Raw genomic sequence first — 24,113 nt, 5'->3', positions numbered from 1 at the left:
CGATCAGATCAGCCATTGTCGGTCAGCCTTTGCGTGTCGCGCAAAACGAGGGCGTCGCGCATGATCGTGAGGGTGCGGATGACCCCACCACCCTTGACTGGGGTGAGGCCTAGCCCCCGGGTGAAACCCGGGTTCAGAAAATGCCGGCTCATAGGGTGACCAGGGCCAAGGTTTCGCCCGCCTCTTCGCATTTGATTGGGATGGTCTCGCCCTGCAAAATCCGCCAGCCCGTACCCGTCTGAGCGTTGGGGGCAGCCCCGGAGACCACCTTCATGTTCGCGTCCACGGCCGTCACAAACCAGGCATAGGTCGCGATCTCGCCCTCCGCATCGTCCGGAACCGTGAACCCCGCGCCCAGCGGCGTATTCGTTGCACCAACCGTCACGGCAGCGTCCTTGAGCGGACGTCCGCGCAGCAGCGGGATCTCGTTGCCGTTTCGGTCCTTGGCGCCGATCGGCGCGAGGGTGACATAGGCCGTGGCCATGGGGTCTCCTTTCGTAAGGTTCAGATGCGCGACTGCGCGCCGCCAGACGAGCTGGCGACGCGACAGCGTCGGGTTGTCAGCGAGATCTCTGGCCGTCAGGCCATGCTGTCGGCCAGAAGCACCAGGTCGCGGAACTGCTGGTCCGTCATGCCCAGCGCCGCCTTGGTGTTCTGGGTCGTGACGCCGGCGGTGACAAAGTTCGGGGCGCGTTCATACTCCGCCAGGGCCAGCACGTTCTGCGGATGCGGCAGCGATGCGAACGCCACTCGTATGGCCGCATCGAGGTTGGCGTGACCCGCCCACGGCGTGATCAGCGCCGCCTTCAGGATCTTGTGCATGGGCACCTCAGGCGGCAGTGGCCGCTGGCCATAGACGCCGACCTCCACCAGCTGGCCGTCAACCAGCTCGAGCTCGATCGACATAAGGCTCTCACCTTCCGGAGGCGCGGCGGCTGGCGTAATCGCCAGCACCCCAATCGCCGCCAGGTCCTCAGCCGACCAGAGATCGATCACGTTGCCAGGGTACTGCACGCCATCGAGGGCAAAGGGCTGCCCATAAAGACGCTGGAAGCCGCCGTCAGCCGGAATCGCGTATTTCATGATACCTCCTAGAAAGTCCAGGTGAGGCGGATGTAGCCTCCGGCGCCAGAACCGGGATCTCCAGGGGCGTATCCGCCGCCGCCTCCGGGTCCGGAGCCTGCTTCCCCTGGGGCGCCACCCACACCTCCGACAAGCGAGCCGCCTGACGCCGCCGCGCCACCTGACCGAGGGTCATCAGCTCCGCTGTTGATGTCGGTCGTTGCGCCGTTTGAGCCGCGGGTAAACTGCTCGACGACCACCCCCTCGATGCTTGTTGAGTAGCCTCCGTTGGAGGCGTAGGCGTTGGCGGGCGCATTGCAGAACGCGAGGTAGCCGCTGCTTACCCCGTATGTGTACATGTAGATGTAGCTGTTGTTGCCATAGGCTGCTTGCTCAAACTCAGCCGCCTTTAGAGCCGCGACTGAAAGCTCAAAGGACTGCCCAGCACCTAGCTGAAACGACACGCGCAAATAGTGCCCGCCGGCGCCGCTTCCCGCTTCATCGGGGTTGCCGTTCTCGTCTTCATCCGCCCCAATGAAGCCCGGGGCTCCGCCGCTGAGCAGCTCGGCGATCAGCTTCTTTGCCCCAAGGGGTGGGGTGATGCCAGTGGCGGTCTGGCCGGCTGTGAAATTCTGGATGACGGGCGGCCGATCCCCGCCCGACAACGGCGGGCTTTTAAAGGGGAACATCAGGCGTGCCCCTTAGAAAGCATCGCATAGATCACAGAGGTGCTCTCGACATAGTAGGAGATCACGTCGACCGCATTGGCCGCCGTCGAGAGCGTGGGCGCGCCCCCGGGGAATTTCCAGGCCGAGGCATAGGCCAGCGTGCGTGATCCCGTGCCGTCCTGCTTGACCACGATCACCCCGCTCGCGCCCGGCTTGGCGTTGGTCGGCGCACCAAGCGTCCGGTTCCCCCCCAGGGTGACGGAGAAGTTCAACCCCGTCGCCAGGTCGACGGCGATCGTCGCGCCATCGGTCAGCGCCACAGCCGCCGAGGCGTCATAGAGCGACTTGGCCGTCAAATATTTGGCGTCGTCGGTTCCGGTTCGAATATCGCCCGCGACGGCTTTGGTCAGGGCGTCTTGCTTGGCGGCCAGCGCAGCAGTCAGGCCCGATACATCGCTGATCGCCAGGGCCAGGCCGGCCTTGAGCGCCGTATAGTCAGCCAGTCCGATTAGCGTGCGCCCAAAGGCGGTCAGGTCGGTCAAGCTCAACGCATTGGCTGCGGTGAAATAGGCCAGCTTGTTGGCCGCGCCGGTCAGGCCCGCCAGAGCGGCGAGATTGGCGTTATACGCCTGGACATCGCTGCCGATCGCCAGCCCCAGGGCGGTGCGCATGGCCGCATAGTTCGCAGCCGTGACCAGGCTCGCGCCATTGGCCGACAAGCCGAGACCCGTGGTCAACATCGCCGATTGGGTGGTCTGGGCCAGCAGCGTGCGCGCCACGCTGGTCAGGTCGGCCGTCGACGCCGTACCTGCGCCCGTGAAGTAGAACAGCTTGTCAGCCGCGCCGGTCAGGCCTGCCAATGCAGCGAGATTGGCGTTGTAGGCCTGGACGTTCGTGCCGATCACCAGGCCTAGGGTGGTGCGCGCGGCGCTCGCATCGGCGTCGTCGATCAGCGATCGGCCGAACGCGGTCAGAGACGTGGTCGCCAAGGCGCTGGCGCCGGTGAAGTAGGCCAGAAGGTCGGCACCGCCGGTAAGCCCTGAAAAGGCCGACAGCTTGGCGCTGTAGGCCTGAACGTCACTGCCCAGCGCCACGCCGAGATTGGTGCGCGCCGTGGCCTTATTGACCAGCTCCGACAAGTTATTGGCGGCGATCATGTCGCCTGACCCCGCTCCCGCCGCGCCCTGAGGGATGGCGAAATCCAGCACAGCAGCGCCGGCGGTCCCGACATTGGTCACCGTCGCCGGCGAGCCGGGCGTCAAGGTCGTGACCGTGCCGATAGAGATCGTCGCGGCCGCGCCGGTCGACCCCGTAGGCCCTTGCTGCAGGGTAAAGTTGAGGGCGTAGTTGGGCGACGACCCCGTGATAGTGACCGCCGGCGAGCCGCCGCTTGAAACCGTGCCGATCGTCAGATTTGGCGCCGGCCCCGTTGGACCGGTTGCGCCCGTCGCTCCCGTGGGGCCGGTCGCGCCCGTGGGCCCAGTCGGGCCCGTGGCACCGGTCGCTCCAGTGGCCCCGGTAGCGCCCTTGGCCGCCACCTTGATCCATCTGCCCGCCGCAAGGTCTGTCGCGAAGGTTCCCGCCGTGTGCGCGATGGCGCAGACGAACGTCTCGCCGCCCTGAGTCACGGCGCTGGCGGGCGGGCCTACCACATAGTTCTCGCCTTCGACCCAGGCGCTCACAGCCGTCCAGGCCGCTGGACCCGTCTGGCCGCGCACCGGCCCAAGGCTTTCCCAGCCCAGGCCCGTCTTGATGTAGCCGTGGCCCGCGAACTCGCCGGTGGTGACGATATAGAAAGCGCCCAGGACTTCATCGGTCGGCAGCTCAGAGACAAGGTCAACGCCACCTTTCGGCGTAAACAGCTGCAGCGCCGAGATGATCGTTTGATTTTCAGTGATCAGATCCTCGATCCGCTGGGCCAGACCGCCGATGTCGTCATAGTCGGCCAGGGCGGCCGCCAGGGCGGCCGCCAGCGCCGATTGCGAACCGCCGGCGTGGAAGGTCGCGATCGCGGCGGCGATGGCCGTCGCGTGCTGGGTAGGCGTGGTGGTCATCAGGCTGCGCCCTACGAGGTTTCGGAGATCAGGATGTGGACGTCGGCGAAGGCGACGTGGCCGGCGGAGTCGCGGGCGGTCACCCGCCAGTAGCCATCCAGGGTCTGGCCGAGCGACGAAATGGAGCCCGTGAACGACACCAGCGAGCCCGTCGTGGAGCTGATGGTGAAGCTAGCGCCTGAAAGCGAGGCCCAGGAGTAGCTCACCGAGCCGTCACCGCCCGTCGTCGAGACGCTGACGTTGTCGGTCGTGGCCGAACCGACGCCCGAGCGAGATCCAGTGACCAAGGGCGTTGAGAGGTTGACCTCGAAACCGGCGCCGCCGCCGCCGGTCGGCAGGGCGCTGCCGCCCAGATAGGGCGTGGTCTTGGCCGTGTAGAAATAGGCGTTGGAGCGCGTCGCGCTGCCTGTAGGCACCGAGGCCGGGCCAATCCAGGACAAAAGGTCCCCGTCGACGCCGAACGCTTCGCCCCAGGCGATCACGTAGGCCGTTGAGCCGGTGACGGTGCGCAGCGTGTCGGTGGCGTCGTTAAAGACCGTGTTGTCCCCGAAGTAGATCTTGGCGGCCGAGAGCGCGATGTTCGATCCGCCCAGGCTGTCGCTGGTCAGCGCCAGGCGCGCCGGCAGACCGCCTGAGGCGGCCGCCTCGACCACGAAACGCGCGACAGCCACCTTGCTGCTGACGTCGGCCAGGGTCGCGGCCTGCGAGGTCACCGTCGCCGACAGAGAGGTCGCGTTCGACTGCAGCGTCGTGATCTGGGTGGCCTGGGTCGACTGGGCCGATGACAGGGTCGTCAGCGACGCGTTGGCGCTGGACTTGAACCCGCTGTAGTCGCTGGAAAGCGCCGTCACCGTCGAAGAGACGGACGAGACGCTCGTGGTCAGCGTCGAAATGCTCGAGTCGGCGCTGGCCTTGTTGCTCGACACCGTCGAGCTCAAGGTCGTGTACTGGGTCGACAGGGTGCTGACCCCATTGGTCAGCGTCAGCAAGCCTGCATCGGCGCTGGCCTTGTTGGCGCCCACCGTCGACTCCAGCGTCGTCAGGCTGGCGGCCGTCGTGCTGATCGCGGTGCTCTGGCTGGCCAGCGTCGAGGTCGTGCTTGATTTGAAGCCGCTGTAGTCGGTCGACAGCGTCGTCAGGCTGGCCGCCGTCGCGCTGGTCGTGGTCGACAAGGTCGCCAGCGAGGTCTCGGCCGAGGCCTTGAATCCGGCATAGTCGGTCGCCAGCAAAGTTCGAGCATAGGCCTCGGCTGACACGGCCGTCTGGCGCGCCAGGGTCTCGGCCGTGATGGCGGCCGTGTTCTCGCCCACCGTGACATTGGTCTGCACCAGGATGTCGCGCTGCTCGACGAGCACCTCACCCATGGGGCGGCCTTCCAGGACCGCGCGAATTTGGGCCATGGCGGCGTTGAGATCCGCCAACGCCTTGAGGCGCGCGTTCATGACGTCCAGCTGCGCCTTGCGGGCGGCCGCCTCGATACCCTGGATCTGGTCCGCCGTCAGGCCGCCAAAGGCTTTTGTGTCGGTGGCGATCAATCCGGCGGTCGACAGCGAGATCCAGCTGCTGGGAATGACCGCACGGCCGGGCAGGCCGATCGGATAGAGCCGCACCTGGATCGACGCGGACGGCGGCACGCCGTTGGTCACGACCAGCACGCCCTCGTTGACCTCGTCGGTCGTGGTCGAGGCCACGTCGGTTTCGCCGGTAAGGCGAACCTCGGCCCGGATCCGGTCGATGGCGCGATCGACCGGCGTGGTCCAGGACAGCCGCACCGCCGGTGTCAGCTCGTCGTTCTCGCCGGCCAGCTGGATGGCCATGGCGCTGACACCCGTCAGGGCCAGGGCGCCGGGCGGCAGCGCCGGCGTCTGCACCTCGACCGGCGTGTACTCGCCGCCGAAGCCGAAGACCTCATAGGCCGTTTCCTCGACCGAGAGGGTGTTGCGCCAGCCCTGATCCAGCGCATAGGCCGTCACCCGGAACAGCTTGGGTGCATCGCCCCAGCGGGCCGAACTCCACTCGATCCAGTCGCCCTCTTCGATGAACGCAAAGCGCGGGCCGAGGGTGATGCTAGCCAGGCGCTCCAGGCGATGCTGGCGGCGACGGTATTCGGCCAGGCGCTCGGCCTGGGTGCGGTAGGGCACCAGAGGCAGCGACAGAACCTCTTCCATGGGGCCGCCGTCGCGGACGATGTCGGCCGGGTCGCGCTTCACGCCGGCGGCGGTGTCAGCATATTTCTGGCTGGGCTCGATGTAGCGGGCCACCACGGTGTTGACCCGGTCGCTGTCAGACCGGAACGGCGTGACGCTGATCGGAAAGCCGGCCAGGATCTCGTCGTCCGTGATCGACGCCACCGGCGTCTTGGCCTGGCCAGGATCGACCGCGACGCCGCCCTCGGGCTGGATGATGTAGCCGCCCATGGCGTCGGCGAACATCTGCTCGACCCGGTCGAACGACTCGTTGGCGCGGATGACGCCGCCGACCCGATAGCGCGGCTCGCTGGTGGTTTCGTCGATCTCGACCAGCTCATCGCACAGATTGGCCGCCGCGATCACCCGCTCGGGCGGCGCTTCATAGGCGCTGAGGCCCCGGCCGACCCGCAGGCGGTTCTGATCATCCACCTGGTTGAAGGCGTAGAAGCCGCGATTGAACCCGTAGCGGGCCAGCTCGGCGTTTTCAGACCAGGTCCAGGTCGACGGATCATCCCAGCGCTGGGCGCCTTCACCGCCGACCACGGTATCGTCCTCGCGCGGGTCGTAGAGGCGAGCCCCGCGCACGACCCACAGGAATTGCGGGCGACCGGCCGTCCAGATCGGGTTCTTCGAGTCCGGCGCGTCGGCCTTGTAGGCGACGAACACCCGCGCCACGCCCTTCATCGAACCGGCGGCCGTCGCCGGCCCCAGGCCCTGGACGTTGCTGGGCAGGTCAGCGTCGTCGGCCTCGCCCGGCCGCCAGACCACGCGCAGCTGGCCGCCATAGCCGGTCACCTCGCCATCGCCGGTGAACGGCACATAGGTGTCGTTGACGTAGAACCCTTCCAGGGCGTCACAAGGGTGGTCCGCGATCGCGATGACGAAGGCGTTCCAATCGGTGCCGTTGGTCCCGCCGTAGTAGTAAGCGTCGGCCAGGGATCCGCCAGTGGCCGCGCGGCCCACGATCGCCTCCCGCGCCACCTCGCCCAGGGTCAGCTGGGTGACGGCCGCTTGGCGCTCCTGCGAAGCCGACGAGACCTTCGGCGCCGTCAGCTTGCCCAGCGCCCAGCTAGCGGCCGTGGCGTAGATCCCGGCGCCATAGGCGACCAGGAAATTGCCAATAGACGCGGCGACGGCCGCGCCACCGACTGCGTTTACGACCGCGACAATCGCCGTCGTGATCGGATCCGCATGCGCGACGCCAGGCGCCAAAGCGATCGCGGCCGCCGTGGCCAGCAGGGCCAGGCGACGTTTCAAGGGCTTGGGCATCCGGGTCAGTCCAGCGACCAGGCCTTGCGCGCGTCTGCGCGCGGGCGGCGCATCAGGCCGGTCGGGCCGGGGCCGACCAGGGCGGCCCCTTCGAAAATCATCAACGCCGGGCCGGTGCGCGTCTCGACCAGGGCCACATCGCCCCGCCGCGCCTTGGCCGGCGCGATCGTCGGCAACTGGGCGTCCACTGCCGCTTCCAGGCCGCCCAGGCGGCGCAGCACCCGGCCCGCGCCCCGCGCGCTGCGCCAGGTCACATCCGCCGGCAGCACGTCGCGGCCGGTCTGGACCAAGGCCGCAGCCGCCGCAAACGACACGCAGTCATTGGCCTCACGGCCCCATGCGAACGGCGCTCGCATCCGCGCGGCCAGAAAGGCCACCAAGGCCAGATCATCGCGCATGGTCAGAAACTCATCATGTCGGTGAAGACGAACTTGCCGCCGCCCACGCCGCCGCCGACATAGGCGCCGCCGCTCGAGGCGTTGGCCGGGATCTTGCCGCCCAGGTACAGCACCTTGGATCCGGCATAGGCCGTGGCGCTGAACCCCGCATCGTCGGGCTCTTCCAGCCGCTGATCGGCGTCGCTGCGCGTGCGGGCCCGGTTGCGGCCCAGGGCCTTGGCCGCGCCCTCGACCGATGCCGTCAGGGTCGAGGCCCCGCCGACCGTCGAGGTTTCGACCACCTTGTCGAGCCGGCCGCGCGTGAACACCGGATAGTCGAGCAGGGTGCGGCCGGTGGCGTCGAACAGAAGCCGCCAGATGATCACCGGAGCCTGGGCGATCGCGGCCTGGTCCAGCAGCGCCAGCAAGGCGGGTTCCACGCCTGACAGCTCCAGCGTCACGCCTTGGGCCGCGCCGCCCAGCTGGCCGCCGGACGCCCGGATCAGGCCGTGGTCGCCGACGCCCTGGAAGGTATAGGCCGGGCTTCCGAACGTCAGCTCGCCATAGCCGCCCCAGACCTGCACCGGGGTGGGCGTCGTGCCGATCAGCACCGCGCCGCTCGACACCGCCGTACCGGCCTCGATGGCGGCCTGCGCCTCTGAGGAAAGCAGCTTCATGGCAGCAGATCCTGGATGGCCGCGACGGTGACGGCAGGGGCCAGGCGGCGATCCATCGCGCCGATGACCGTCTTGTCCGGGATCAGACGCATCAGGCACCCGGGCAGATCGAAATGCGCCGTCGCGGTCGGCGGCACGATCGACGGCACCGCCGGCTGGATCGGCAGCAGCCCCCAGCCCTCGCCGGTGCCCGTGTAGTCCTTGGCCAGGCGCACCAGGGCGCGGCGCTCGACCCCCTCAGTCGTCCAGCGGAACCCGACATAGTCGCGGCGCGACAGGCGGAAGAACGCCGGCAGGCCCGACAGGACCAGGATCGGCGCGCCGTCGTCGTCGGTGTCGATTGACCAGGCCGAAGCGGCCCCATTGAAGGCCCCGCCCGCGGCCCGCGTCAGGCCAGCCAGCGCCGTGTCCTGATAGGCCAGCGGGTAGGGACGCGACAGGTCCCGACCGACGAACAGCCGCTTGGAACCTTCCAGGCTGTCGACGAACGCGACCCACTCGTCGGCGCGGCGCGGACCGCCCTGGCCTAGGCTCCACTCCGCCACCCAGACGGGCGGGCCCACAGCGATAGAGCCCACCCGGCCGCCAGTCTCCGGCGAAAGGAAATCTCGACGGCCCAGCTCGAACGTCTGTCGCGCGGCGCCGGCTTCGGGCATGGGGCGGGGGAAGGTGATGGCCATCAGTTCGCCTTCAAGATCCGGCGCGAGAGCGCGTCTTGCACCGTCGTGATGGTCCGGGCCGCGAACTCCGCCCGATCCTGCGCCTGGGCGGCTTCCAGGCGCTTGATCGCCGCCTCGTCGCCGCCATTGATCGTATAGGTGGGCGCATAGGTGACGTTCAGCGCCTGGCCGGCCATGCCGGCGCGGCTGGCGGCCGCCAGGCGGCGGGTCTCCTCAGCGGTGAACACCCGCGACCCGCCCGGCAGGTCCACGATCTCCGGCCCCTTCTCGCCCACCAGGGCCAGACCGGCGGCCGACGACAAGGTGCCGGCGGCGTACTGGTTCTTGGGCAGGAAGAACTTCATGGCGGCCGAGATCAGGCCGCTCTTGCTGCCGTCGCGGTTGCCGAACAGGCCATCGGTGGCGATGCCGACCAGGGCGCTGGCGGCGGCGTATTTCAGGCGGCTGGTGAACACCTTAAAGAAGTCGCCGCCCTCGGCCGCTTCCATGAGACCGTCGCCGAAGGCCAGGCGGGTGTTCACCCGCAGATCCTCGAACAAGGCCGTCTTGGCGCTGAAGGCCTTCACGCCGCTCATTTCCGCCAGGGCCTTGGCCATGCGCGCCTCGGCCGACACAAAGCCATCCTTATCCAGGTTGACGTTGCTGTTCTCGGCCTTGAGGGCGGCGGCCTGGGCCAGCAGCTCGCGCGAGATCTGGCGCTCGGCTTCCAGGCGCGCGGCGGTGGCGCTCATGCCGTCTCGCTCGCGCTGGATGATCGTCTCGCGCAGGCGCAGTTCCTGCTCGGCGGCGGCGATGATCGACGCATCGCCGCCGATCCGCGCCACGGTCACATCCTCGCGCAGGCGGCGCAGCTCCAGGTCATCGGCGTCTCGCTTGGCCTCGGCGGCCTTGCGAGCGGCGTCCCGGCTGTCCTTGGCGGCTTCGCGCTGGGCCTTCGACAAGGCCGAAGCGGCGGCGCCCGCGTTCTTGTAGCCCTTTTCCAGGGCGGCGATTTCCTTGTTGAGCTCGCTCAGGGCTTTGCGGCTGGCTTCATCTGGCGTGCCCAGCCGCATCAGGTTGTCGCGGTCGGCCTTGGCTTGCGCCAGGCGGGCGGCGCCGGGGTTGTAGCGCGTGACGAGGGCCTTTCGGTCCGCATCGGCCTCATTGGCCATCGTCTGCTTGGCCTTCGCGGCGTCTGCCGCTTCCTGAGCGCGCAGCTTGGTCAGTTCCGCCTGCGCCTCTTGCCGGCGCTTCTCCCAAAGCGAGGCGGCGCTTCCGGGGATGCGGCGGGCCCATTCCGGCTCGTTCTCCAGCGCCTTGGCGGCGTCCTGGATGGTCTTTTGCGCGGCGGCGATGCGGTCGGAACGATCACCGCCCGTGACCATGCGATCGACAGCCCTGCCGACCGCCTCGGCGACCCGATCCCACTTTAGCTTCAGCGCGTCGGCGGTGCGGCCCCATCCCGTGGTCGCATCCGAGGCGTCGATCAGCGAGCCTTTTAGCTTGTCGACCAGGATCGCCTGGGCTTCGGCCTCGCGACCCGCGCGAGCCAGGTTCTCGATATGCTCTAGCTCGGCGCCGCTCAGAAAGCGCAGCTTGTCGTTCAGATCCGACGCGCCCCGCGCCGGGTCCGAGAAGGCGGCCGCCAGCTCCTTGGTCGCTCCGGCGGCGTCCTGGCGCGTGGTCGCCGCATAGTCCTTGGTGATGCCCACCAGGTCCTGCAGCACGCCCATGCCGATCTTGCCCGTCGAGACATACTCCGCGGCGAACTCGCGCGCGGCGCTGCGCGAGATCTCGTTGGCGTCGGCCGCCGCTTCGGCCTGTCGCGTCACCTGCTCGGCGGTGAGCCCTGAGGCCGCGCCAAGGCCCTTGGTCGCCACCTCGACACCTTTCAGGCTGGACTCATACTTGGCTTGCGACACCGCCGCGATCGCCACGGCCGCCGCGACCCCGCCGACTGCCGCGCCCACGCCGATCAGGGCGGGCGTGGCTTTGATACCCGAGGTCGCCAAAGCGTCGATGATCTGCGGCCCCTGCTGGATCGCAATCATGCCCGGGTTCATACCCATGAACCCCGTGGTGAAGACGTCGGCGCCTTGACGCGCCAGATTCAAGCGACCGGCCAGCTGCTGCTTGGACAAAGAATTGCCCATGAAAACCTCAGCCGAAGCCGCCGCCGACTTGCCGCCGCCGCCGATCCCGAGAATGGCGTCAAGCTTGGCGCGGCTCGCCGCCGCAGCTTCTTCCTGCGCCTGGGCCGCCTTGGCGGCGGCGGCCATGGCCCGCCACTTAGCGGTTTGCCGGTCCAGTGCCTGGGCCTGCTTGTCCAGCGACGTCGTCCCGGCGTTCATGCCGGTGACGATCGCCTGGCCTGCCGCCTTGCCGTCCTGGGCGATTTCCTGGAAGTCGCGGCGGACCTCGGTCTTGCCGTCGGTCTTCAGGCGGATGCCGACCTGTCTAACCGTCATCTTGAGGCCTCCAAGCGTAGATGATCAGCGGCTCGAGCTCGTCGAGCAGCTCGGCGATCAGGGGAAGATCAAGGCCCAGGACCTGGGCGGAGAGCAGCACCGCCGCGAAATCCAGGGCGTAGGGGCCGGACATGCCGACCCGCAGCTGGCGCTCGCTGCGGACGAAGTGATTCCAGACCGCCTCGCCCTCGGCGGTCTCGCAGGCGTGGGTTCGGTCCGGGCAGTCGTCGCACACCGCCGGGCAGTGCGCGCAGAAGTCCCGCCCGCCCCAGGGCGCGCCCAACTGGCTGTCTTCGGGTCCTACGCCTGCCCAGCGCCATCTTGCGCGGACCCGGATGCGTTTTTTTCCCGCTCCAGCGCCATGCCCGGCAGCACATAGGCCCGGTCCAGCGCGTCCATGGCCTCCGGCAACTGGGTCACCATCACGGTCACCCACCTCTCCTCGAGGGGCAAAGGCTGGCCGCTCTCGAGATCCTCGACGCCAGTCCAGGCAATGGCGGCCCACGCGACCGCGCCGGCGGTGAAGGCGACGTCTGCGTCGGCCTTCTTGCCGGTCTCCGCCAGGGCGGCGGCATAGGCCGCCCGGGCGGCCGCCACGGCGCCGGACGCCCAGGGGCGCAGGGTGATGGTTGCGCCATCGGGCAGGGCGACCGTCAGAGGAGCCGCGACAGCGTGGGGATTAAATTTCATGGAAGCGCTCATGCGAAAGGGTGCGAGCGGCGCTCGCACCCAGGCTGCAGTTGATAGGGAAGGGCAATCAATCGTAGTTGGCGACGTCGTTGACCAGGATGACCTCGAGCGCCTCATTGGCGGCGTCGGTCTCGCCCATGGCGGTGAACGAAGCCTGGATCGACCCGGGGCCGGAGACGGGGAATTTCGGCTTGGGCAGGCGCACCTGGCTGTAGCGGAAGGTCAGGGACGCCGCGCCCTGCGCCCAGCCGAAGCTCAGCGTCACCGGCGTATCGTTCGTGGCCAGGTCCAGCAGGTACTGATCGCCAAAGCGCGCCGTGAACTGCGGCTCCAGCGTCAGCTCGCCCGGATCCGCGCCGTCGATGCGGCCATCGCGGCGGATGTTCTCCGCCACGTCCAGCCCGTTATTCACCACCACCTGGCCCGAGACGACATTGCCGATCGGCGCGCCGAAAATGTCGATCACGCCGGCGAACTGCGAGAAGCGGTCGATGGCGAGAACGGCCGGGGTTCCGGCGCCGGTCGAGCCCGTCGCGGCCTTCTCGCCTTGCGCGATGTAGGCCAGCGTCGCGGAGAGATTGCCCGACCGGGCCAGCGGGATCGACAGGCTGTCGATCATGATGCCGTAGTTCATGCGGTACTGGCCGACATCGGTGTTGCCAACCTCGACCGACGCGCTGGGCAGGCTTTGCGAGCCGGCCTTGAAGACATGGTTGTAAGGGCCGCTGGTGGAACCACCCGACAGGGTCGAGCCCGAGGGCGTCGCGACGGACGCCGCCAGGGCGAAGCTGTTGCCTGCCGTGCCGACCGTCTTGTGCGTCACAACGATGGCGTTGAGGTCGGTGTTCAAGGCGTAGCGGGCGGCAGCGACGCCGGCGACGGCGCTAGTGTTGAGCACCCGCACCGCATTGCGAAGGGTCTTGGCCAGATTGCTTTCGATCAAGATCTGGTTGGCCGTCGGCGCCGACGACTTGAACGTGAAGGCTTGGCCACCGACCGTGATCGTGTCGTTCGCAGCCGGGTTGGCGGCAAAGGCGATCTGGCCAGTCGCCGCAACGCCCTGGGTGGTGGTGGGGGCGCCCAGCAGTTGCTTCAGCCAGACGCCGATCAGGCGTTGATCAACCGGCACGACCAGACTGCCGCGATTGTTGATCACATCCAGGCTCGACGGCTGGGGCTTGCGACCACGCCCCAGCAGGTCGGATTTGACCCGGCCCTGCTCGTCGCCCAGGTCCTGCGACGAGACCGAAACCAGGCGATAGCCCGAGCCCGGCGAGACGCCGTAGTCGGCCTCGAAGGCGTGAGCCAGGACGATGTTTGCGCCGCGCGCGCGTGAAGCATAGGAACCCATGATGATCTCCGGGGGCTAAGGGGGCCTTACGGCATCAGCCGAGCGGCGAGGTCGTCGCGTAGGTCGCGATGATGATCAGGTCGGTCCAGCGGTGGACCTCGGTGCCGGGGGCCTCGAGCGGATCGGGCGAGGGCGCCTCGGCGTCCAGCCACTCGCACAAGCCGCCCAGGGTGCGATTGGCCGAGATGGCCACGCCGACCGACTTCAGAACGGTGTCCAGCAGGCCCCGCGGATCGCCGCCGCGCGCCCCGACCGAGACCGGGATCCGGTGGGTCCAGGTGTAGCGCAGCGGCGAAAGGTCGATCTCCGGCTCGCCAGGGTCGCCGTCGAACACAACGAAGGTCCCTGCCGGGTCGATCTCGTCGGCCTTGACCTCGTCGCGGCTGACGCTGGACAGCGGAACGGCTGATTGCAGCAGGGTCTCGACAGCGGCCAGGATCGCTTCGCGTTTCGTGCCCATCTCTATCTCCAGTGCTTGGTCAGCAGGGCGGGCATGCGCGCTTCGGCGCGGGCGGCCGCGCCGTCGACATCAAGGCGCTTCTTCAGCTTGGCCTGGGGCACCAGGATGAAAACCACGATGGTCTTTCCGCCCTCGCGATACAGGCGCGCGTTACGTCCACGCGCCTTGAGCTGCGCTGCGCGACCCCGGCTGTCATAGCGCGCGCCGTCGACCACCAGGAGCGACACGCGACGCGACTTGAACACGAACCTCAGCTTCAGCCCGGTGCGGCGCTCAAAGCCGCCCGGCGTGACGCGCTCCATTTTAGGCCGAGCGCCATAGGCGCGACCCACCGAGTCGCGGGTGTAGCCCTTGGCGCCGGCGGCGGCCGTTGGGATGGCTAGCCACAGACCCTGCGCGGACTTGATGGTCACGCCGCGATCAAAGGCGTCGACCAGTTTTGGAACCTTGGTCCAGACCCAGCCTGCGGGATCCATGCTCGACTGGCCGGCGGGATAGACGCGTGAGCGCCAGCTCTTGGCCAGGCGCGGGCTGAGATGATCCGCCGTGTCGGACCGCAGGTCCTGCTTGAGCAGCTCGGTCCCTTCGGCCGTCGCGTCCGTGATCGAGGCGGCGACATCGCGCTCGAGCTCGGTCATCACGTCGCCGAAATCATCGATCTCGACGCGCGGCATTACAGCTTCGCGACCTCGCAGATCCAGACCGAGAAATCCTCGCCCCGGCGCGGCTTGCCTAGAACCTTGTAAGTGACCGAACCCAACTGGACCTCCTGGCCCTTGGTCGGGTTGGCGACGTCAGCGACCCGCACTTCCAGGAAGGTGGCGGCGGCGATGGCTTCCGCGCCGCCCATTTCTAGCGTGGCGTCCTCGCCACGGATGATCACCGGCACTGGGTTGGCGAGGCCGGGCCAAGTCGCCAGGCCGTCCGCCAGCTCGGCGAAGACGTCGGCGTTCATCGCCGCGAGATTTTCTGACCAGCTCATGATCTGAGACAGGCGGAAACGAGAAATGCGGCGGCGATCACCAGGACCGCCGCCGCAAACTCATTCACAACCCGAAGGGCCTTAGCCGATCGGATCGGTCGAGCTGCCCGAGCCGGAGTCGAGCTCGACCAGCAGCCTCACGCGACGCCAGATCGGCACGCAGTTGGCCTGACCCAGCATCTCCACGCCCTTGCCGTGCTTCATCTGCTCGGTCGTGATGTGGATCCAGTCGGTCACATCGGCGGCCGAGCCGTCGAGGACGGCGATGTCCTCGGGCGGCGCGACATAGGTCACGTGCGTGTCCATCGTGCCGGACGGATAGGCATGGCCCTTGCCCGAGGCGATGATCTGGGTGTTGGTCCCACCCCACATCGGCACGACAGCCGAGTACTCCTGGAACAGGATGTTGCCGAACTCGAACTCGCGCACGCGATAGGCGCCGTCCTGGCGACGCTGCACATTGGCCAGCTGCAGGGCGGCCTGGTGCTGCAGCCAGAACTTCTCGACCTTCGGATGCGAGATCAGGGCGTTGAAGAACTGGCGCGAGACCTTGGCGACGATGCCGGTCATGGTCTCGTCGCTCAGGTCCTGGCTGATCAGCTGATAGACCCGATCGCACTGGCCGGCGACATCGGCGTTGGCGTTGCTGAGGTCGAAGTACACGGTCTTTTTGGTCACGCCGAAGGCGGTGAACAGATTGACGACTTCGACGCCCTTGCCGTCGACCACCACGCCCTTGATCGCCGAGGTCCGCATCAGCTCCAGCGTCAGGTTGAACTTGCGCTTGAAGATCAGCAGGCGGCGGTTGACCAGGTCGGCCAGGGTGTCGGGATTACGCGAGCGACCTGCCAGTTGGGTCCAGCCCCGAATCTCGTTGGCCCGGACAGAGTCCAGGTGCTCGATCTGCGGAACCTTGAAGATGCGCGACTCGGAAGAGCCGTGCTTGGCCAAGGTGGCGGGAGCGCCATCCGTCACCGGCAGGGCGCTGACAACGCCGTTGTCGATGTCGATCGAGAAGTACTGGGTGGCCAGCGGTTCAGCCGGGAAGTAGCCGTCAGCCTCCATCTGGCCGAACGGCGCAGGCAGAACGTTGATGGCGGCGGTGAGCTCGACGGCGCTGAACGGCATCGAGACCGGGCCCGTATCGGGCGTGATCACAGCAGTAGGCATGTGTCTGGGTCCTTGGAAAGGGGAAACGAGGGTCGAGAGGCGGGCTTAGGGTCAGCCGCTGGTGCGGACGACGATGCCCAGGCTGGCAAGCTGGGCGATGGCGCCGGCCTTCTGGTCGGCGGTGGCGCCCGCCGGCCAGACCAGCTCCTCGCTGCGCAGCAGGATCGGACCGCGACGAATGGCGGGACCGGTCAAATCCGTGCCGTCCGGAACGGTGAGCGCCTGGGGGGCGACGCCTACGGCGTTGGCGCGACCATCCACCGCGGAAAAGTCGATTTCGGTGAACTTGCGCGCGCCGGTCACAGCGTAGTCCACCGTCACTGGGATGCGGTCGCCCGACACGAAGTCGGTCGAACCGTCGGCGAGGGTGAAGTTGATGGCACCGTTGTAGGCCGTGCCGATCGCGCCGGCGCCATCGATCTGGCCATCCGGGCGGTGCACCTCGAACACGCCGCCATTGGCGGCCGGCTCGATGATGATCACCTGATAGACGCCCTCGGGCGCGCCCGCGTCGGCGGTGACCGTGCCGATCGCGCCGTTGCCCGGCGTGCCGCCGCTGGCCGAAACGGCCGAACCGGCGGTGACCGTGACCGTGCCCGTCAGCAGCGCGCCCAGGACGGCGAACTGGCGAACGGCGCGGGTTGCGCCAGAACCGGCGAGAAAGGTGACTTCATCACGGCAGTAGTTCGGATCGAACTCCACGGCGATCAGGTCGCCTTCCGTGCGCGGCTTGGTGAACTTCACAACGTCCATGGGACTTGTTCCTTCAGAGGTTCATAGGGAGGCGCCGGCGCAAGAGCGCTCGCCGGCCAGCGTTGAGCGATCAGCGCTTGGCGGCTTCCCGCTGACGACGCGCCGAGGCGACCAGAGGCGACTCGGCATGGGTGGCGGCCTGAGCGTCCGGGCCCAGACGGCGCGCCCCGGCCATCGCCTCGGCCAGAGGCGAGCGTTTGGCCGAGGCGGTGAGCGCGCCCGAGCCCGACATGGCCTTGAACTGCGCCAGGGTCAGGCCCGACTGGATGGCGGCGATGGCGCCGGCCGGATTAGCCTTGGCCTCAGCGCTGGCGGCGATGGCTTCAGCCTCACTGGCGCCTTCGGGAGCGTCCGGGGCGTCCTTGGGCTCTTTGTCGCCGTCCTCGTCGTCGTCTTCGGAGCCTTCACCCGTGCCGGCGGCCGTTTCAGCGCCAGCTTCGGCGCCTTCATCGTCGGTTTCGCCTTCCAGGGCCTGGATCTCGGCGTCGATCTTCGCGCGCTGAGCGCTCAGCGCCTTAAGAGCAGCCGCCTTGCGCGTCTGGGCCGCTTGGGCCGCTTGATTAGGGGCCGAACCGGCCATGAGCGTCTCCTTTCGGGAGGTTGAGGCGTCCCTGGCCTGGCCAGAGACGGGTTGCACGGCGCCAAGCGCCGGTTCCGGGGGCGTTACCTCGGCGTAGAGATCCTCGAAGGCCTCTTCTTCGCTTCGGATCGCGTCGACGAAGCCCAAGGCCAGGCCCGAACGGGCCGCCTCGTCGTGTTCGCCGAGAAAAACACGGGCTTCGGTGCCGATCAGCGCCTCTTGGGTCAGGATCGGACGGCCCAGGTTGACGTCGGCGACGAAATCGCGGCCGACCTGGTCAATTTCCGCCTGCAGGTCCGCCTTCGCCTCGGGCGTCAGCTTCGACCACCAGTTGCCGGCGGTCTTCTGAGCGCCGAACTGGATCGCCGTGACCTCGAGGCCGTATTCCTTGAGGGCCTCTTCGTAGCTTTCATGGACCAGGACCGCGCCGATCGACCCAACAAGGCCGACCTTAGGGGCCGTGATCCGGTCAGCCTGGGCCGAGATCCAGTAGGCGGCGCTGCAGGCCATGTCCGCATGCACATGGATGGGCTTGCCGGCCGCGTTTCCAGTAGCGCGAACCTCGCGCATGAACTTGGCCAGGGCCGCCAATCCGCCGGCGACGACGCCGCCAGGGCTGGACATGCGAATGAACAGGCCGCGCACGCGCTGATCGGCGATGGCGTCGGCGATCGCGGCTTTGAGCGTGTCATAGCCGTGATAGACGACGCCGCAGAATTCCTCGCCGCGCTCAACCAGCGGGGTGTCGCACTGCATCAGCGCAATGCCGTCTTTCAGCGCCCAGCAATAGCCTCGGTCATCGACCTCGCCCGCCCAGCGCGGCGAATAGGCCAGGCGCTCCTCGAGCGGAGGCGGCGGGGCGTAGTCATCATCTTCCATCGCCTGGATGCGAGCGGCGCTCGCACCGTCGCGGCCGCCAAACGCCAGACCGACCTGACGCATGAACGCGCCGAGCCGGCCAGGACGCGAGAAGGCGCGACCGTCGATGGTCCGGAGCTGCTCGGCCAAGCGCAGGGCGGCGGCGGGCTCAAGCAGAAGCGGGCGGCGCGCATAGCGCGTCGCCAGAAGGGCGGCGTTGGTCATCGGGGGCCTCAGGCGGCGGGACGGGCGTCCAGGAAGGTTTCGTGCGCGGGCGAGTCCGCGATGGCGCGCAGAGCGGCCAGCGCCGAACGCGCGGCCGGGCGGGCGTCCTCAGGCGCGACCTGGCCCTCTGCGACCGGCTGAGCCTGGCCGGTCATGGGGTTCATGCCCCGCGCCAGCGCCGCGGCCAGATGCGGGCGTTCCGCGATCATCGCCAGCTCGTACTCGCGCTGGTCCAGGACCTCGACATAGTCCTTGCCCTGGTCGGCGCATTCGTCTTCCAGGGTCGAGATCCCAGCCTCGAGGCGACCGGCGGCGGCCGCGACTTCCTTGGTCTGGTCGATGTAGCCGCGCCCCGGTCCGATCCAGCGACCCTTGGCGTAGGCCTCTTGGGCCTCATACCAGCTGGGGGCGTTGTCGTTGGCCGGAACGATGTGGCCCTCTTCGAAAGCCTCTTCCAGCCAGGCGGCGTGGAACGGCGTCGCCAGCATGGCGTCGATCGTGCCCATAAAGGCCTCGGTTTCCTTCCAGGCCGGGATCATCGCGGCGCGGGCCGAGGAATAGTTGGTCGAGGAATAGTCCATCGACCCTTCCTCATAGGTCACGCCCAGCGTGGCGCAGATCAGGCGATAGATGGACCGGAAGAACGCATCGAACTGGCCGACATCCTTGCTGGCCGTGGCCAGCTTCAGCTCGTCACCCAGCGGCAGCACCGGCAGGATGGCCTCGCCGATCTTGACCGGGTTCGTCTTGTAGAACTCCTCGCGGTCGCCCTCGAAGCCCGCCAGGTCATCGACCGTGAAGCTGTCGCTGACCGCCTCCGGGCCCGCGCTCGACTGCATGAAGCCGACCACCAGGGCGTTGATCACTGCGCTCTGCAGCGTGGCGTCCTGGAAGCGCGAGAGGGCGCGGAAGCCCTTCAGCGCGGCGGCGAAGGCGCTGACGCCGCGCGATTGGCCGGCGCGCTCGGGATCGAACCCGTGCAGCACCTGGGGACGGCCCAGCGCATGGGCGAAGCGGTCCCAGCGGCGGGGCTCTGACATCGCGACCTGCAGGCCGACGTCGCTGGGGTGCTGCTCGCGGATCCAGTAGGCGACGGGAATGTCGTTCTGGTCGTACTCGACGCCGCCCCGGATCTTGAAGCCCTGGCGCACACTGCCGTTGTCAGGAACGCCGCGCGGGTTGCACAGGCGGTCGGGATCGACCAGGCGCAGGCGGGTCTTGTACTTGGTCGCCTCTTCACCGGCCCATTCGACAATCGCCAGGAACTCGCCGTCCTGCATCAGGTGGGTTGCGGCCACGCGCAGCAGCTGGCCGAAGGTGAAGCGCCGCTCAGCGTCGCAAGAAAAGCTGTGGCCGTAGGCGTAGAGATCCCATTCGACCTCGATCGTCTGGCCAAGGTCGCGGGCCTGCTCCTGGGTCATACCCAGGGCGCGGGCCGCCGGACGCGACGAACGCCGCCAGCCACGGCCGATCGCGGCGTTGCGGCGACGCGAGACAATCGAGCGACCGCCCAGCTCGTTGTTAATCAGGTCGCGTGCGCGAGCGACCGACATGTTGCGCGCCGGCAGCCAGTCACGGTCGGCCGACTGCAGGCGGGCCGGCCAGTTGGCGGTCCAAACGCCGTTCGTGTCCGCGCCCTGATAGGCATGGCCCTGCCGACCCTCTCCGGCATTGGCCGAAGCTCGCGCGCGGGCGACTTCCTGGCGGGATATTTCCCGACCGCTGGGGTGCAACAGGGCCATGGTGCGTTAAGCCTCCGGCGTCGGGGCGGCGGCCGGTTCGTCGGCCGGGGGATCGGCTTGCGGCGGGTCGGCCTCGGACGCGCCCGCTTCCGGCTCCTCGCTGGCGGCCGGAACGCTGCGCGCGGCGGCCTTGGCCTTCAGCGCCTTCAGCGTCTTAGCCAGGCCATCGATGTCCTCGACTTCAAGGCGCAGCAAAGAGACCAGCGCAGAGGCGTCAGGCAGGCCGACAAGCTCGCGACCGAACTCGGAGAAGATCGGCAGCTCGACTGCCGCTGGCGGCATCGACACGATGTCACCGGGCACGCCGTCCAGAAGATCAGCGATCAGCGCCTCGTCCTTGGCGCGCAGATCGTTTTCGGTCTGCAGAGGCAGGCCGCCGAAGCCGGTGAACATGCCCTGCGGCACGAAGTCCTCGTCGTCGAGCCCCGCGATCAAGTCGCGCAACTGGGCGGTCGAGGCCTTCAAGCTGTGCTCGGCCTGCAGCAGCTGGCGCGTATGAGCCGAGCTCAGCGGCAGCGCGCCGCCGACCAGGATCTGGACGACGACGCCGGCGAAGGCGTCCAGGTTGTCCAGGATCTTGTCGGCGGGATTGGCCACGGCGAGGGCCGGGGCTTCGGGGGTGTCATTCATGGAAGTCTCCAGGGGCTAGAGGCGGAACCGAAGGGCGCCGCGTTGACGGCCACCGTCGGTGGCCTTGGCTTGCAGGCCCTCGATCTCAGCCTTGAGCTTGGTCAGATCGACATCGCCGTATTCGACGCGACGGCCGCCCGATTGGGTGACCTTGGCCCTCTGGCCCGACAGGGCCTTTTCGTAGGCGGCCTCGAGGCGCGCCAGGCGGGCCTCTTCCTGCAACGTCAGGGGCATCAGATGTCGCTCCGGCGGCTGAAGAGGGACCGGCGCTCGGTCCCGGGGTTGGGGGCCGTTTCGGCCTTGGGAACGCGCGGCGGCTCGGCCGACCAGAGCGCGGCCAGCGGCGCTTCCTCGGCCTCTTCCTGAAGGCGAGCGCGCTGCTTGAAGACCATTTCCCAGCGGGCGGCGTCCCAGGTGTGGATGCGCTTCTGATAGGCCAGCGCCCAGCCATAGACGGCCAGGTCGAGCTGTTCGTTGGCGTGGATCTTGACCCACTCGCCCCGCTGGCCGGGCTTGGCGTCGACCGGGCGCTTGAACACCTCGGCGGTGAGTTGGCGGAAATCTTCCTCGGTCGCGTCGTCTTCAAACAGCAGCGCGCCCTGCTGGGTCGCGCCCAGATCGCCGCTGGCGACGAACTGCTGAAGGCTCAGCGCCACGTAGCGCTTGATCACGTAGCCATCGACCAACAGCAGATCGACGGTGATGGTCCGCTGGCGGGTGTCCTTGCCCTTGATCTTCTTCAGCTCGGTGGGCAGGCCAGAAGGGATCGGCCGGGACGCGCCCTTGATCGCATACACGTTGGATCGGCCACGGCAGAACTCGTACACGCGCGGGGTCACGCCCTCGACGCCGCCCGAGTCCACGCCGACAGCGTCAAAGCCCAGCGGGCGAACATGCGGACCTTCGTAGCGGCGCTCGACGATGCGGCCCAGCTCGGCCCAGGCGTCGATCGTCAGCGGGTCCTTGTCGATGACGCCGTTGTCGAAGCGGGCCGAGAACAGCGGCCCGTGAGCCATAGCCGACCAAACGATGCAGTCGCCCTGGACGTCGGCCTGCAGGCTCAGCCAGCAGGTCCCCTGCGGGATCTGCTTGGGGATAACGCCGATCTTCTTTGCGGTTTCCACCAGAACCTGGTGGTCGGGAGCCTTCACGCCTGTGACGGTCGGCAGGCCCAGCTTCTGCTGACGGAACGAGGCCTCCTCGGCCGGATTGCCGCGAGCGTCACGCCAGTCCTGAGCAATGCCCCGCCAGGTCTTCAGCGGCGAAAGGATCTGCCAGAAATGATAGCTGCCCAGGCGGCCTTCGGTCGGGCGCTGGCGCCAGCGATTAAACTCCGATCGCGGCACCGAATTGCCCGGCGCAGGGTTTTCTGGATTGTCGGATTTGAAGGTCGGCAGATAGCCGGCCGCCAGATGGTCGCCGATTTCATGCAGCCGATCCGGCCCGAGGGTTTCCTCCAGCTCGAGGCGCTCGCGGATCAGGCGCTTGAGGGCGGGAAGGTCGCGCTCCTCGACAATGGCCCCCGTCTCATGGCCGCAGCAGGGCGGAATGACGTAGGGATCCTGTGAACCATCGTCCGGCACCACGAAATCTTCCCAGTCGATCCGGAAGGCGTGGTCGCAGTGCGGACAGGGTAGGTAGATTTGGCGCTGGTCGCCGGCCATGTACTCGGCCGAGATCGGGCACTCGCCCTCTTCGCCGGGCGTGCTTTCGTGCAGTTCCTTGGTGCCGGCGGCTTCCCAGCCGTCCATCCGCGAGCGGGCCTGGCCGATCGGCGAACCGCGCGAGCCCAGCTCTGCCTTGAAGTTCGGCGTTTCGGTGAGCCAGAGCGCGCCGTAGCTTTCCGCCTGCAGATCGTTGACCGACGCGGCGCTGAAGATCGTCAGCGAGCCGCCGGGATAGTTCTTCTGGATCGACGTCGAAGCGCGGGCCTTGCGCGAGCCCTCCGGCACGACACGCTCGCGCAGGATCGGCGTCTGGTCGATGACCGGCTGCAGCTTCTTGCTGTTGAACGCCTGAGCCTTCGGGCGGCTCGGAACGCCCAGACCCATCGGGCGCGGGGCGCGGACGATCATCCAGGATGCCCAGGTAACGCCGATGTTCGACTTTCCCGTCTGGGCGGCGGCCATCACGAGCACGCGCAGGCTGGGGTGATCGAACTTCAGGCGCTCCAGCGGCTCCAGGCAGTACTCGAACCCATCCCAAGACAGCGGGCCGGGGCGCGCGGTGTTCGCCTCGGCCGGAATCACCACCCGACCTTCCGCCCAGGCGTAGATCGGCTCGTCCGGCGGAGGCGCGACGACCTGCGCGAGAGACAGAAACAGGGCGGCGACCTGGGGGCCGGCGCCGATCAGCGCCGGGTTCATTGCGCGGCGAGGGCTTCGGGCTGGGCGGCCAGCGCTAGGTCATTGAGGGCGTGTGCGAACGCCGCTCGCACGTCGCGCTCATAGGTCCGCATCGCCTGGTCAGCGCCTCGGGCGTCCTGGGCGGCGCGGATCGCGTCGACGACGCCCCGGCGCTTGTCCTCCATCGCCCGCAGCAGGGCGACGCCGGCGGCTTGGAACGCCAACGAGACCTGATCCTTGTCGATCAGGCGGCCTTCCAGCTCCTGGGCGCGGATCTTGGCCGAGCGCGCGTTGAACTCGGCCGTCTCGGTGTCAGCGATGGCCTTCCGCTTCGCCAGCTCGGTGCTGAAGGTCGCCTCGCGAGAGGGCTTCTCTTCGGCTTCGGGCTCAACGGCCGCGACCACCAGGTTGAGCGTCGGCGTCTCGCCGATCGGCAGCTGGTGCACCGGCGTCGGCGTCGAAGACGGACCGCGACCACGGCGAGTCGCCCGAGACCGCACCAGGCTGGCGAAGTCGATCATCTGAGCCTTGCCCGGGCCCAGGTCCTTCCGCGCAACCTCGGGGTGCTTCTTCAGGTACTGGCTGAGCGCGGGCTGGCTGATCTCGTCTTGACGGGCCGCCAGGAGGCGGACCGCCTCTGACTGCGAGACCCATTCGGTTGTTTCGGCGGTCATAAGGGCGACCTCCGGGGTTATAAGTGGTTGTCACTCATAATGTTTTTCCACAACGAGCGATCTTTTGAAGGTCACGCTCCGCTGTACCGTATACGCCCGGCGGCGGGGGAAGGACCCGTCGACCCCAGGGGGTGCGGCGCGAGGGGCGGGCAAAAGGCCTTGTGGTTCAAGGGTTTGGCGAGGGCAATGCTGCGCTAGCGTGCTCGGGATGGCTCTGGCGATCGCCGAAC

Annotated in this window: 23 protein-coding genes; all 23 read right to left on the bottom strand. The window is 68.0% G+C overall.

The window, feature by feature from the left end:
• Nucleotides 1-148 precede the first annotated feature (148 nt).
• The 23 genes from J2X45_RS17435 to J2X45_RS17325 all read right to left on the bottom strand — a co-directional run bounded on the left by J2X45_RS17435 (nt 149) and on the right by J2X45_RS17325 (nt 23,883).
• On the bottom strand, nt 149-484 hold the full coding sequence (locus J2X45_RS17435; protein WP_310217309.1) for a hypothetical protein: 336 nt from the start codon (nt 482-484) through the stop codon (nt 149-151).
• A 95-nt stretch (nt 485-579) separates the two neighbouring features.
• The gene (locus tag J2X45_RS17430) at nt 580-1,083 is read right to left on the bottom strand and encodes a hypothetical protein (RefSeq protein WP_310217307.1); all 504 of its coding nucleotides are present in this window, start codon (nt 1,081-1,083) and stop codon (nt 580-582) included.
• An 8-nt stretch (nt 1,084-1,091) separates the two neighbouring features.
• The gene (locus tag J2X45_RS17425) at nt 1,092-1,751 is read right to left on the bottom strand and encodes a hypothetical protein (RefSeq protein ID WP_310217306.1); all 660 of its coding nucleotides are present in this window, start codon (nt 1,749-1,751) and stop codon (nt 1,092-1,094) included.
• The gene (locus J2X45_RS17420) at nt 1,751-3,784 is read right to left on the bottom strand and encodes a hypothetical protein (protein ID WP_310217305.1); all 2,034 of its coding nucleotides are present in this window, start codon (nt 3,782-3,784) and stop codon (nt 1,751-1,753) included. The genes J2X45_RS17425 and J2X45_RS17420 overlap by 1 nt, the downstream gene beginning before the upstream one ends.
• A gap of 11 nt (nt 3,785-3,795) precedes the next feature.
• A complete protein-coding gene (locus J2X45_RS17415; RefSeq protein WP_310217302.1) occupies nt 3,796-7,242 on the bottom strand; it encodes a phage tail protein in 3,447 nt (1,148 codons plus the stop codon).
• 5 nt (nt 7,243-7,247) lie between these two features.
• Nucleotides 7,248-7,640: a DUF6950 family protein gene (locus tag J2X45_RS17410; protein ID WP_310217300.1), complete on the bottom strand. Its 393-nt coding sequence runs from the start codon at nt 7,638-7,640 to the stop codon at nt 7,248-7,250.
• Nucleotides 7,641-7,642: 2 nt separating this feature from the next.
• Nucleotides 7,643-8,296 (bottom strand): hypothetical protein, encoded by a 654-nt coding sequence (locus tag J2X45_RS17405; RefSeq protein WP_310217297.1) that lies wholly within the window; start codon nt 8,294-8,296, stop codon nt 7,643-7,645.
• Nucleotides 8,293-8,976: a hypothetical protein gene (locus tag J2X45_RS17400; protein ID WP_310217294.1), complete on the bottom strand. Its 684-nt coding sequence runs from the start codon at nt 8,974-8,976 to the stop codon at nt 8,293-8,295. Before J2X45_RS17400 ends, J2X45_RS17405 begins: the two co-directional genes overlap by 4 nt.
• Entirely contained in the window at nt 8,976-11,423 is a 2,448-nt protein-coding gene (locus J2X45_RS17395) for a phage tail length tape measure family protein (RefSeq protein WP_310217292.1), read from the bottom strand. Before J2X45_RS17395 ends, J2X45_RS17400 begins: the two co-directional genes overlap by 1 nt.
• Nucleotides 11,413-11,706, bottom strand: a complete 294-nt coding sequence (locus J2X45_RS17390; RefSeq protein WP_310217290.1) for a hypothetical protein — start codon at nt 11,704-11,706, stop codon at nt 11,413-11,415. The genes J2X45_RS17395 and J2X45_RS17390 overlap by 11 nt, the downstream gene beginning before the upstream one ends.
• A 17-nt stretch (nt 11,707-11,723) precedes the next feature.
• Complete coding sequence (locus J2X45_RS17385; protein ID WP_310217288.1) at nt 11,724-12,113, bottom strand: hypothetical protein; 390 nt, start codon at nt 12,111-12,113, stop codon at nt 11,724-11,726.
• A gap of 67 nt (nt 12,114-12,180) precedes the next feature.
• The gene (locus J2X45_RS17380) at nt 12,181-13,464 is read right to left on the bottom strand and encodes a phage tail tube protein (RefSeq protein WP_310217285.1); all 1,284 of its coding nucleotides are present in this window, start codon (nt 13,462-13,464) and stop codon (nt 12,181-12,183) included.
• Nucleotides 13,465-13,498: 34 nt separating this feature from the next.
• The gene (locus J2X45_RS17375) at nt 13,499-13,924 is read right to left on the bottom strand and encodes a hypothetical protein (protein WP_310217283.1); all 426 of its coding nucleotides are present in this window, start codon (nt 13,922-13,924) and stop codon (nt 13,499-13,501) included.
• Between the two features lie 2 nt (nt 13,925-13,926).
• The gene (locus J2X45_RS17370; protein ID WP_310217282.1) at nt 13,927-14,598 is read right to left on the bottom strand and encodes a DUF6441 family protein; all 672 of its coding nucleotides are present in this window, start codon (nt 14,596-14,598) and stop codon (nt 13,927-13,929) included.
• Nucleotides 14,598-14,906, bottom strand: a complete 309-nt coding sequence (locus tag J2X45_RS17365) for a hypothetical protein (protein WP_310217280.1) — start codon at nt 14,904-14,906, stop codon at nt 14,598-14,600. The genes J2X45_RS17370 and J2X45_RS17365 overlap by 1 nt, the downstream gene beginning before the upstream one ends.
• 81 nt (nt 14,907-14,987) lie before the next feature.
• A complete protein-coding gene (locus J2X45_RS17360; protein WP_310217278.1) occupies nt 14,988-16,076 on the bottom strand; it encodes a major capsid protein in 1,089 nt (362 codons plus the stop codon).
• A gap of 51 nt (nt 16,077-16,127) precedes the next feature.
• Nucleotides 16,128-16,829 (bottom strand): head decoration protein, encoded by a 702-nt coding sequence (locus J2X45_RS17355; RefSeq protein ID WP_310217275.1) that lies wholly within the window; start codon nt 16,827-16,829, stop codon nt 16,128-16,130.
• Nucleotides 16,830-16,899: 70 nt separating this feature from the next.
• The gene (locus tag J2X45_RS17350) at nt 16,900-18,492 is read right to left on the bottom strand and encodes a S49 family peptidase (protein WP_310217272.1); all 1,593 of its coding nucleotides are present in this window, start codon (nt 18,490-18,492) and stop codon (nt 16,900-16,902) included.
• An 8-nt stretch (nt 18,493-18,500) separates the two neighbouring features.
• Nucleotides 18,501-20,234, bottom strand: coding sequence for a phage portal protein (locus J2X45_RS17345; protein WP_310217269.1), 1,734 nt, complete (start codon nt 20,232-20,234; stop codon nt 18,501-18,503).
• A 6-nt stretch (nt 20,235-20,240) separates the two neighbouring features.
• The gene (locus J2X45_RS17340) at nt 20,241-20,864 is read right to left on the bottom strand and encodes a hypothetical protein (RefSeq protein WP_310217268.1); all 624 of its coding nucleotides are present in this window, start codon (nt 20,862-20,864) and stop codon (nt 20,241-20,243) included.
• A gap of 15 nt (nt 20,865-20,879) precedes the next feature.
• On the bottom strand, nt 20,880-21,098 hold the full coding sequence (gpW, locus tag J2X45_RS17335) for a gpW family head-tail joining protein (RefSeq protein WP_310217265.1): 219 nt from the start codon (nt 21,096-21,098) through the stop codon (nt 20,880-20,882).
• Complete coding sequence (locus J2X45_RS17330; RefSeq protein ID WP_310217263.1) at nt 21,098-23,230, bottom strand: terminase gpA endonuclease subunit; 2,133 nt, start codon at nt 23,228-23,230, stop codon at nt 21,098-21,100. Before J2X45_RS17330 ends, gpW begins: the two co-directional genes overlap by 1 nt.
• Nucleotides 23,227-23,883 carry a hypothetical protein gene (locus J2X45_RS17325; protein WP_310217261.1) on the bottom strand — a complete coding sequence of 219 codons (657 nt, stop codon included), beginning with the start codon at nt 23,881-23,883 and terminating at the stop codon, nt 23,227-23,229. Before J2X45_RS17325 ends, J2X45_RS17330 begins: the two co-directional genes overlap by 4 nt.
• Between the last annotated feature and the right edge of the window lie 230 nt (nt 23,884-24,113).

It is taken from the genome of Caulobacter sp. BE264 (assembly GCF_031457805.1).
In the GTDB taxonomy this organism is placed as follows: Bacteria; Pseudomonadota; Alphaproteobacteria; order Caulobacterales; family Caulobacteraceae; genus Caulobacter.
Note: the sequence above shows the minus strand (reverse complement) of the source record. Positions and strands in the feature narration are given on the sequence as shown.

Bases quoted from the DNA above. Each gene is read 5' to 3' on its own strand.
- J2X45_RS17375 (WP_310217283.1), bottom strand. From the start codon at position 13,924: ATGGGCACGAAACGCGAAGCGATCCTGGCCGCTGTCGAGACCCTGCTG.
- J2X45_RS17355 (WP_310217275.1), bottom strand. From the start codon at position 16,829: ATGGACGTTGTGAAGTTCACCAAGCCGCGCACGGAAGGCGACCTGATC.
- J2X45_RS17380 (WP_310217285.1), bottom strand. From the start codon at position 13,464: ATGGGTTCCTATGCTTCACGCGCGCGCGGCGCAAACATCGTCCTGGCT.
- J2X45_RS17425 (WP_310217306.1), bottom strand. From the start codon at position 1,751: ATGTTCCCCTTTAAAAGCCCGCCGTTGTCGGGCGGGGATCGGCCGCCC.
- J2X45_RS17370 (WP_310217282.1), bottom strand. From the start codon at position 14,598: ATGCCGCGCGTCGAGATCGATGATTTCGGCGACGTGATGACCGAGCTC.
- J2X45_RS17345 (WP_310217269.1), bottom strand. From the start codon at position 20,234: ATGGCCCTGTTGCACCCCAGCGGTCGGGAAATATCCCGCCAGGAAGTC.
- gpW (WP_310217265.1), bottom strand. From the start codon at position 21,098: ATGCCCCTGACGTTGCAGGAAGAGGCCCGCCTGGCGCGCCTCGAGGCC.
- J2X45_RS17365 (WP_310217280.1), bottom strand. From the start codon at position 14,906: ATGAGCTGGTCAGAAAATCTCGCGGCGATGAACGCCGACGTCTTCGCC.
- J2X45_RS17435 (WP_310217309.1), bottom strand. From the start codon at position 484: ATGGCCACGGCCTATGTCACCCTCGCGCCGATCGGCGCCAAGGACCGA.
- J2X45_RS17400 (WP_310217294.1), bottom strand. From the start codon at position 8,976: ATGGCCATCACCTTCCCCCGCCCCATGCCCGAAGCCGGCGCCGCGCGA.
- J2X45_RS17330 (WP_310217263.1), bottom strand. From the start codon at position 23,230: ATGAACCCGGCGCTGATCGGCGCCGGCCCCCAGGTCGCCGCCCTGTTT.
- J2X45_RS17385 (WP_310217288.1), bottom strand. From the start codon at position 12,113: ATGAAATTTAATCCCCACGCTGTCGCGGCTCCTCTGACGGTCGCCCTG.
- J2X45_RS17340 (WP_310217268.1), bottom strand. From the start codon at position 20,864: ATGAATGACACCCCCGAAGCCCCGGCCCTCGCCGTGGCCAATCCCGCC.
- J2X45_RS17410 (WP_310217300.1), bottom strand. From the start codon at position 7,640: ATGCGCGATGATCTGGCCTTGGTGGCCTTTCTGGCCGCGCGGATGCGA.
- J2X45_RS17415 (WP_310217302.1), bottom strand. From the start codon at position 7,242: ATGCCCAAGCCCTTGAAACGTCGCCTGGCCCTGCTGGCCACGGCGGCC.
- J2X45_RS17350 (WP_310217272.1), bottom strand. From the start codon at position 18,492: ATGACCAACGCCGCCCTTCTGGCGACGCGCTATGCGCGCCGCCCGCTT.
- J2X45_RS17405 (WP_310217297.1), bottom strand. From the start codon at position 8,296: ATGAAGCTGCTTTCCTCAGAGGCGCAGGCCGCCATCGAGGCCGGTACG.
- J2X45_RS17360 (WP_310217278.1), bottom strand. From the start codon at position 16,076: ATGCCTACTGCTGTGATCACGCCCGATACGGGCCCGGTCTCGATGCCG.
- J2X45_RS17395 (WP_310217292.1), bottom strand. From the start codon at position 11,423: ATGACGGTTAGACAGGTCGGCATCCGCCTGAAGACCGACGGCAAGACC.
- J2X45_RS17420 (WP_310217305.1), bottom strand. From the start codon at position 3,784: ATGACCACCACGCCTACCCAGCACGCGACGGCCATCGCCGCCGCGATC.
- J2X45_RS17430 (WP_310217307.1), bottom strand. From the start codon at position 1,083: ATGAAATACGCGATTCCGGCTGACGGCGGCTTCCAGCGTCTTTATGGG.
- J2X45_RS17325 (WP_310217261.1), bottom strand. From the start codon at position 23,883: ATGACCGCCGAAACAACCGAATGGGTCTCGCAGTCAGAGGCGGTCCGC.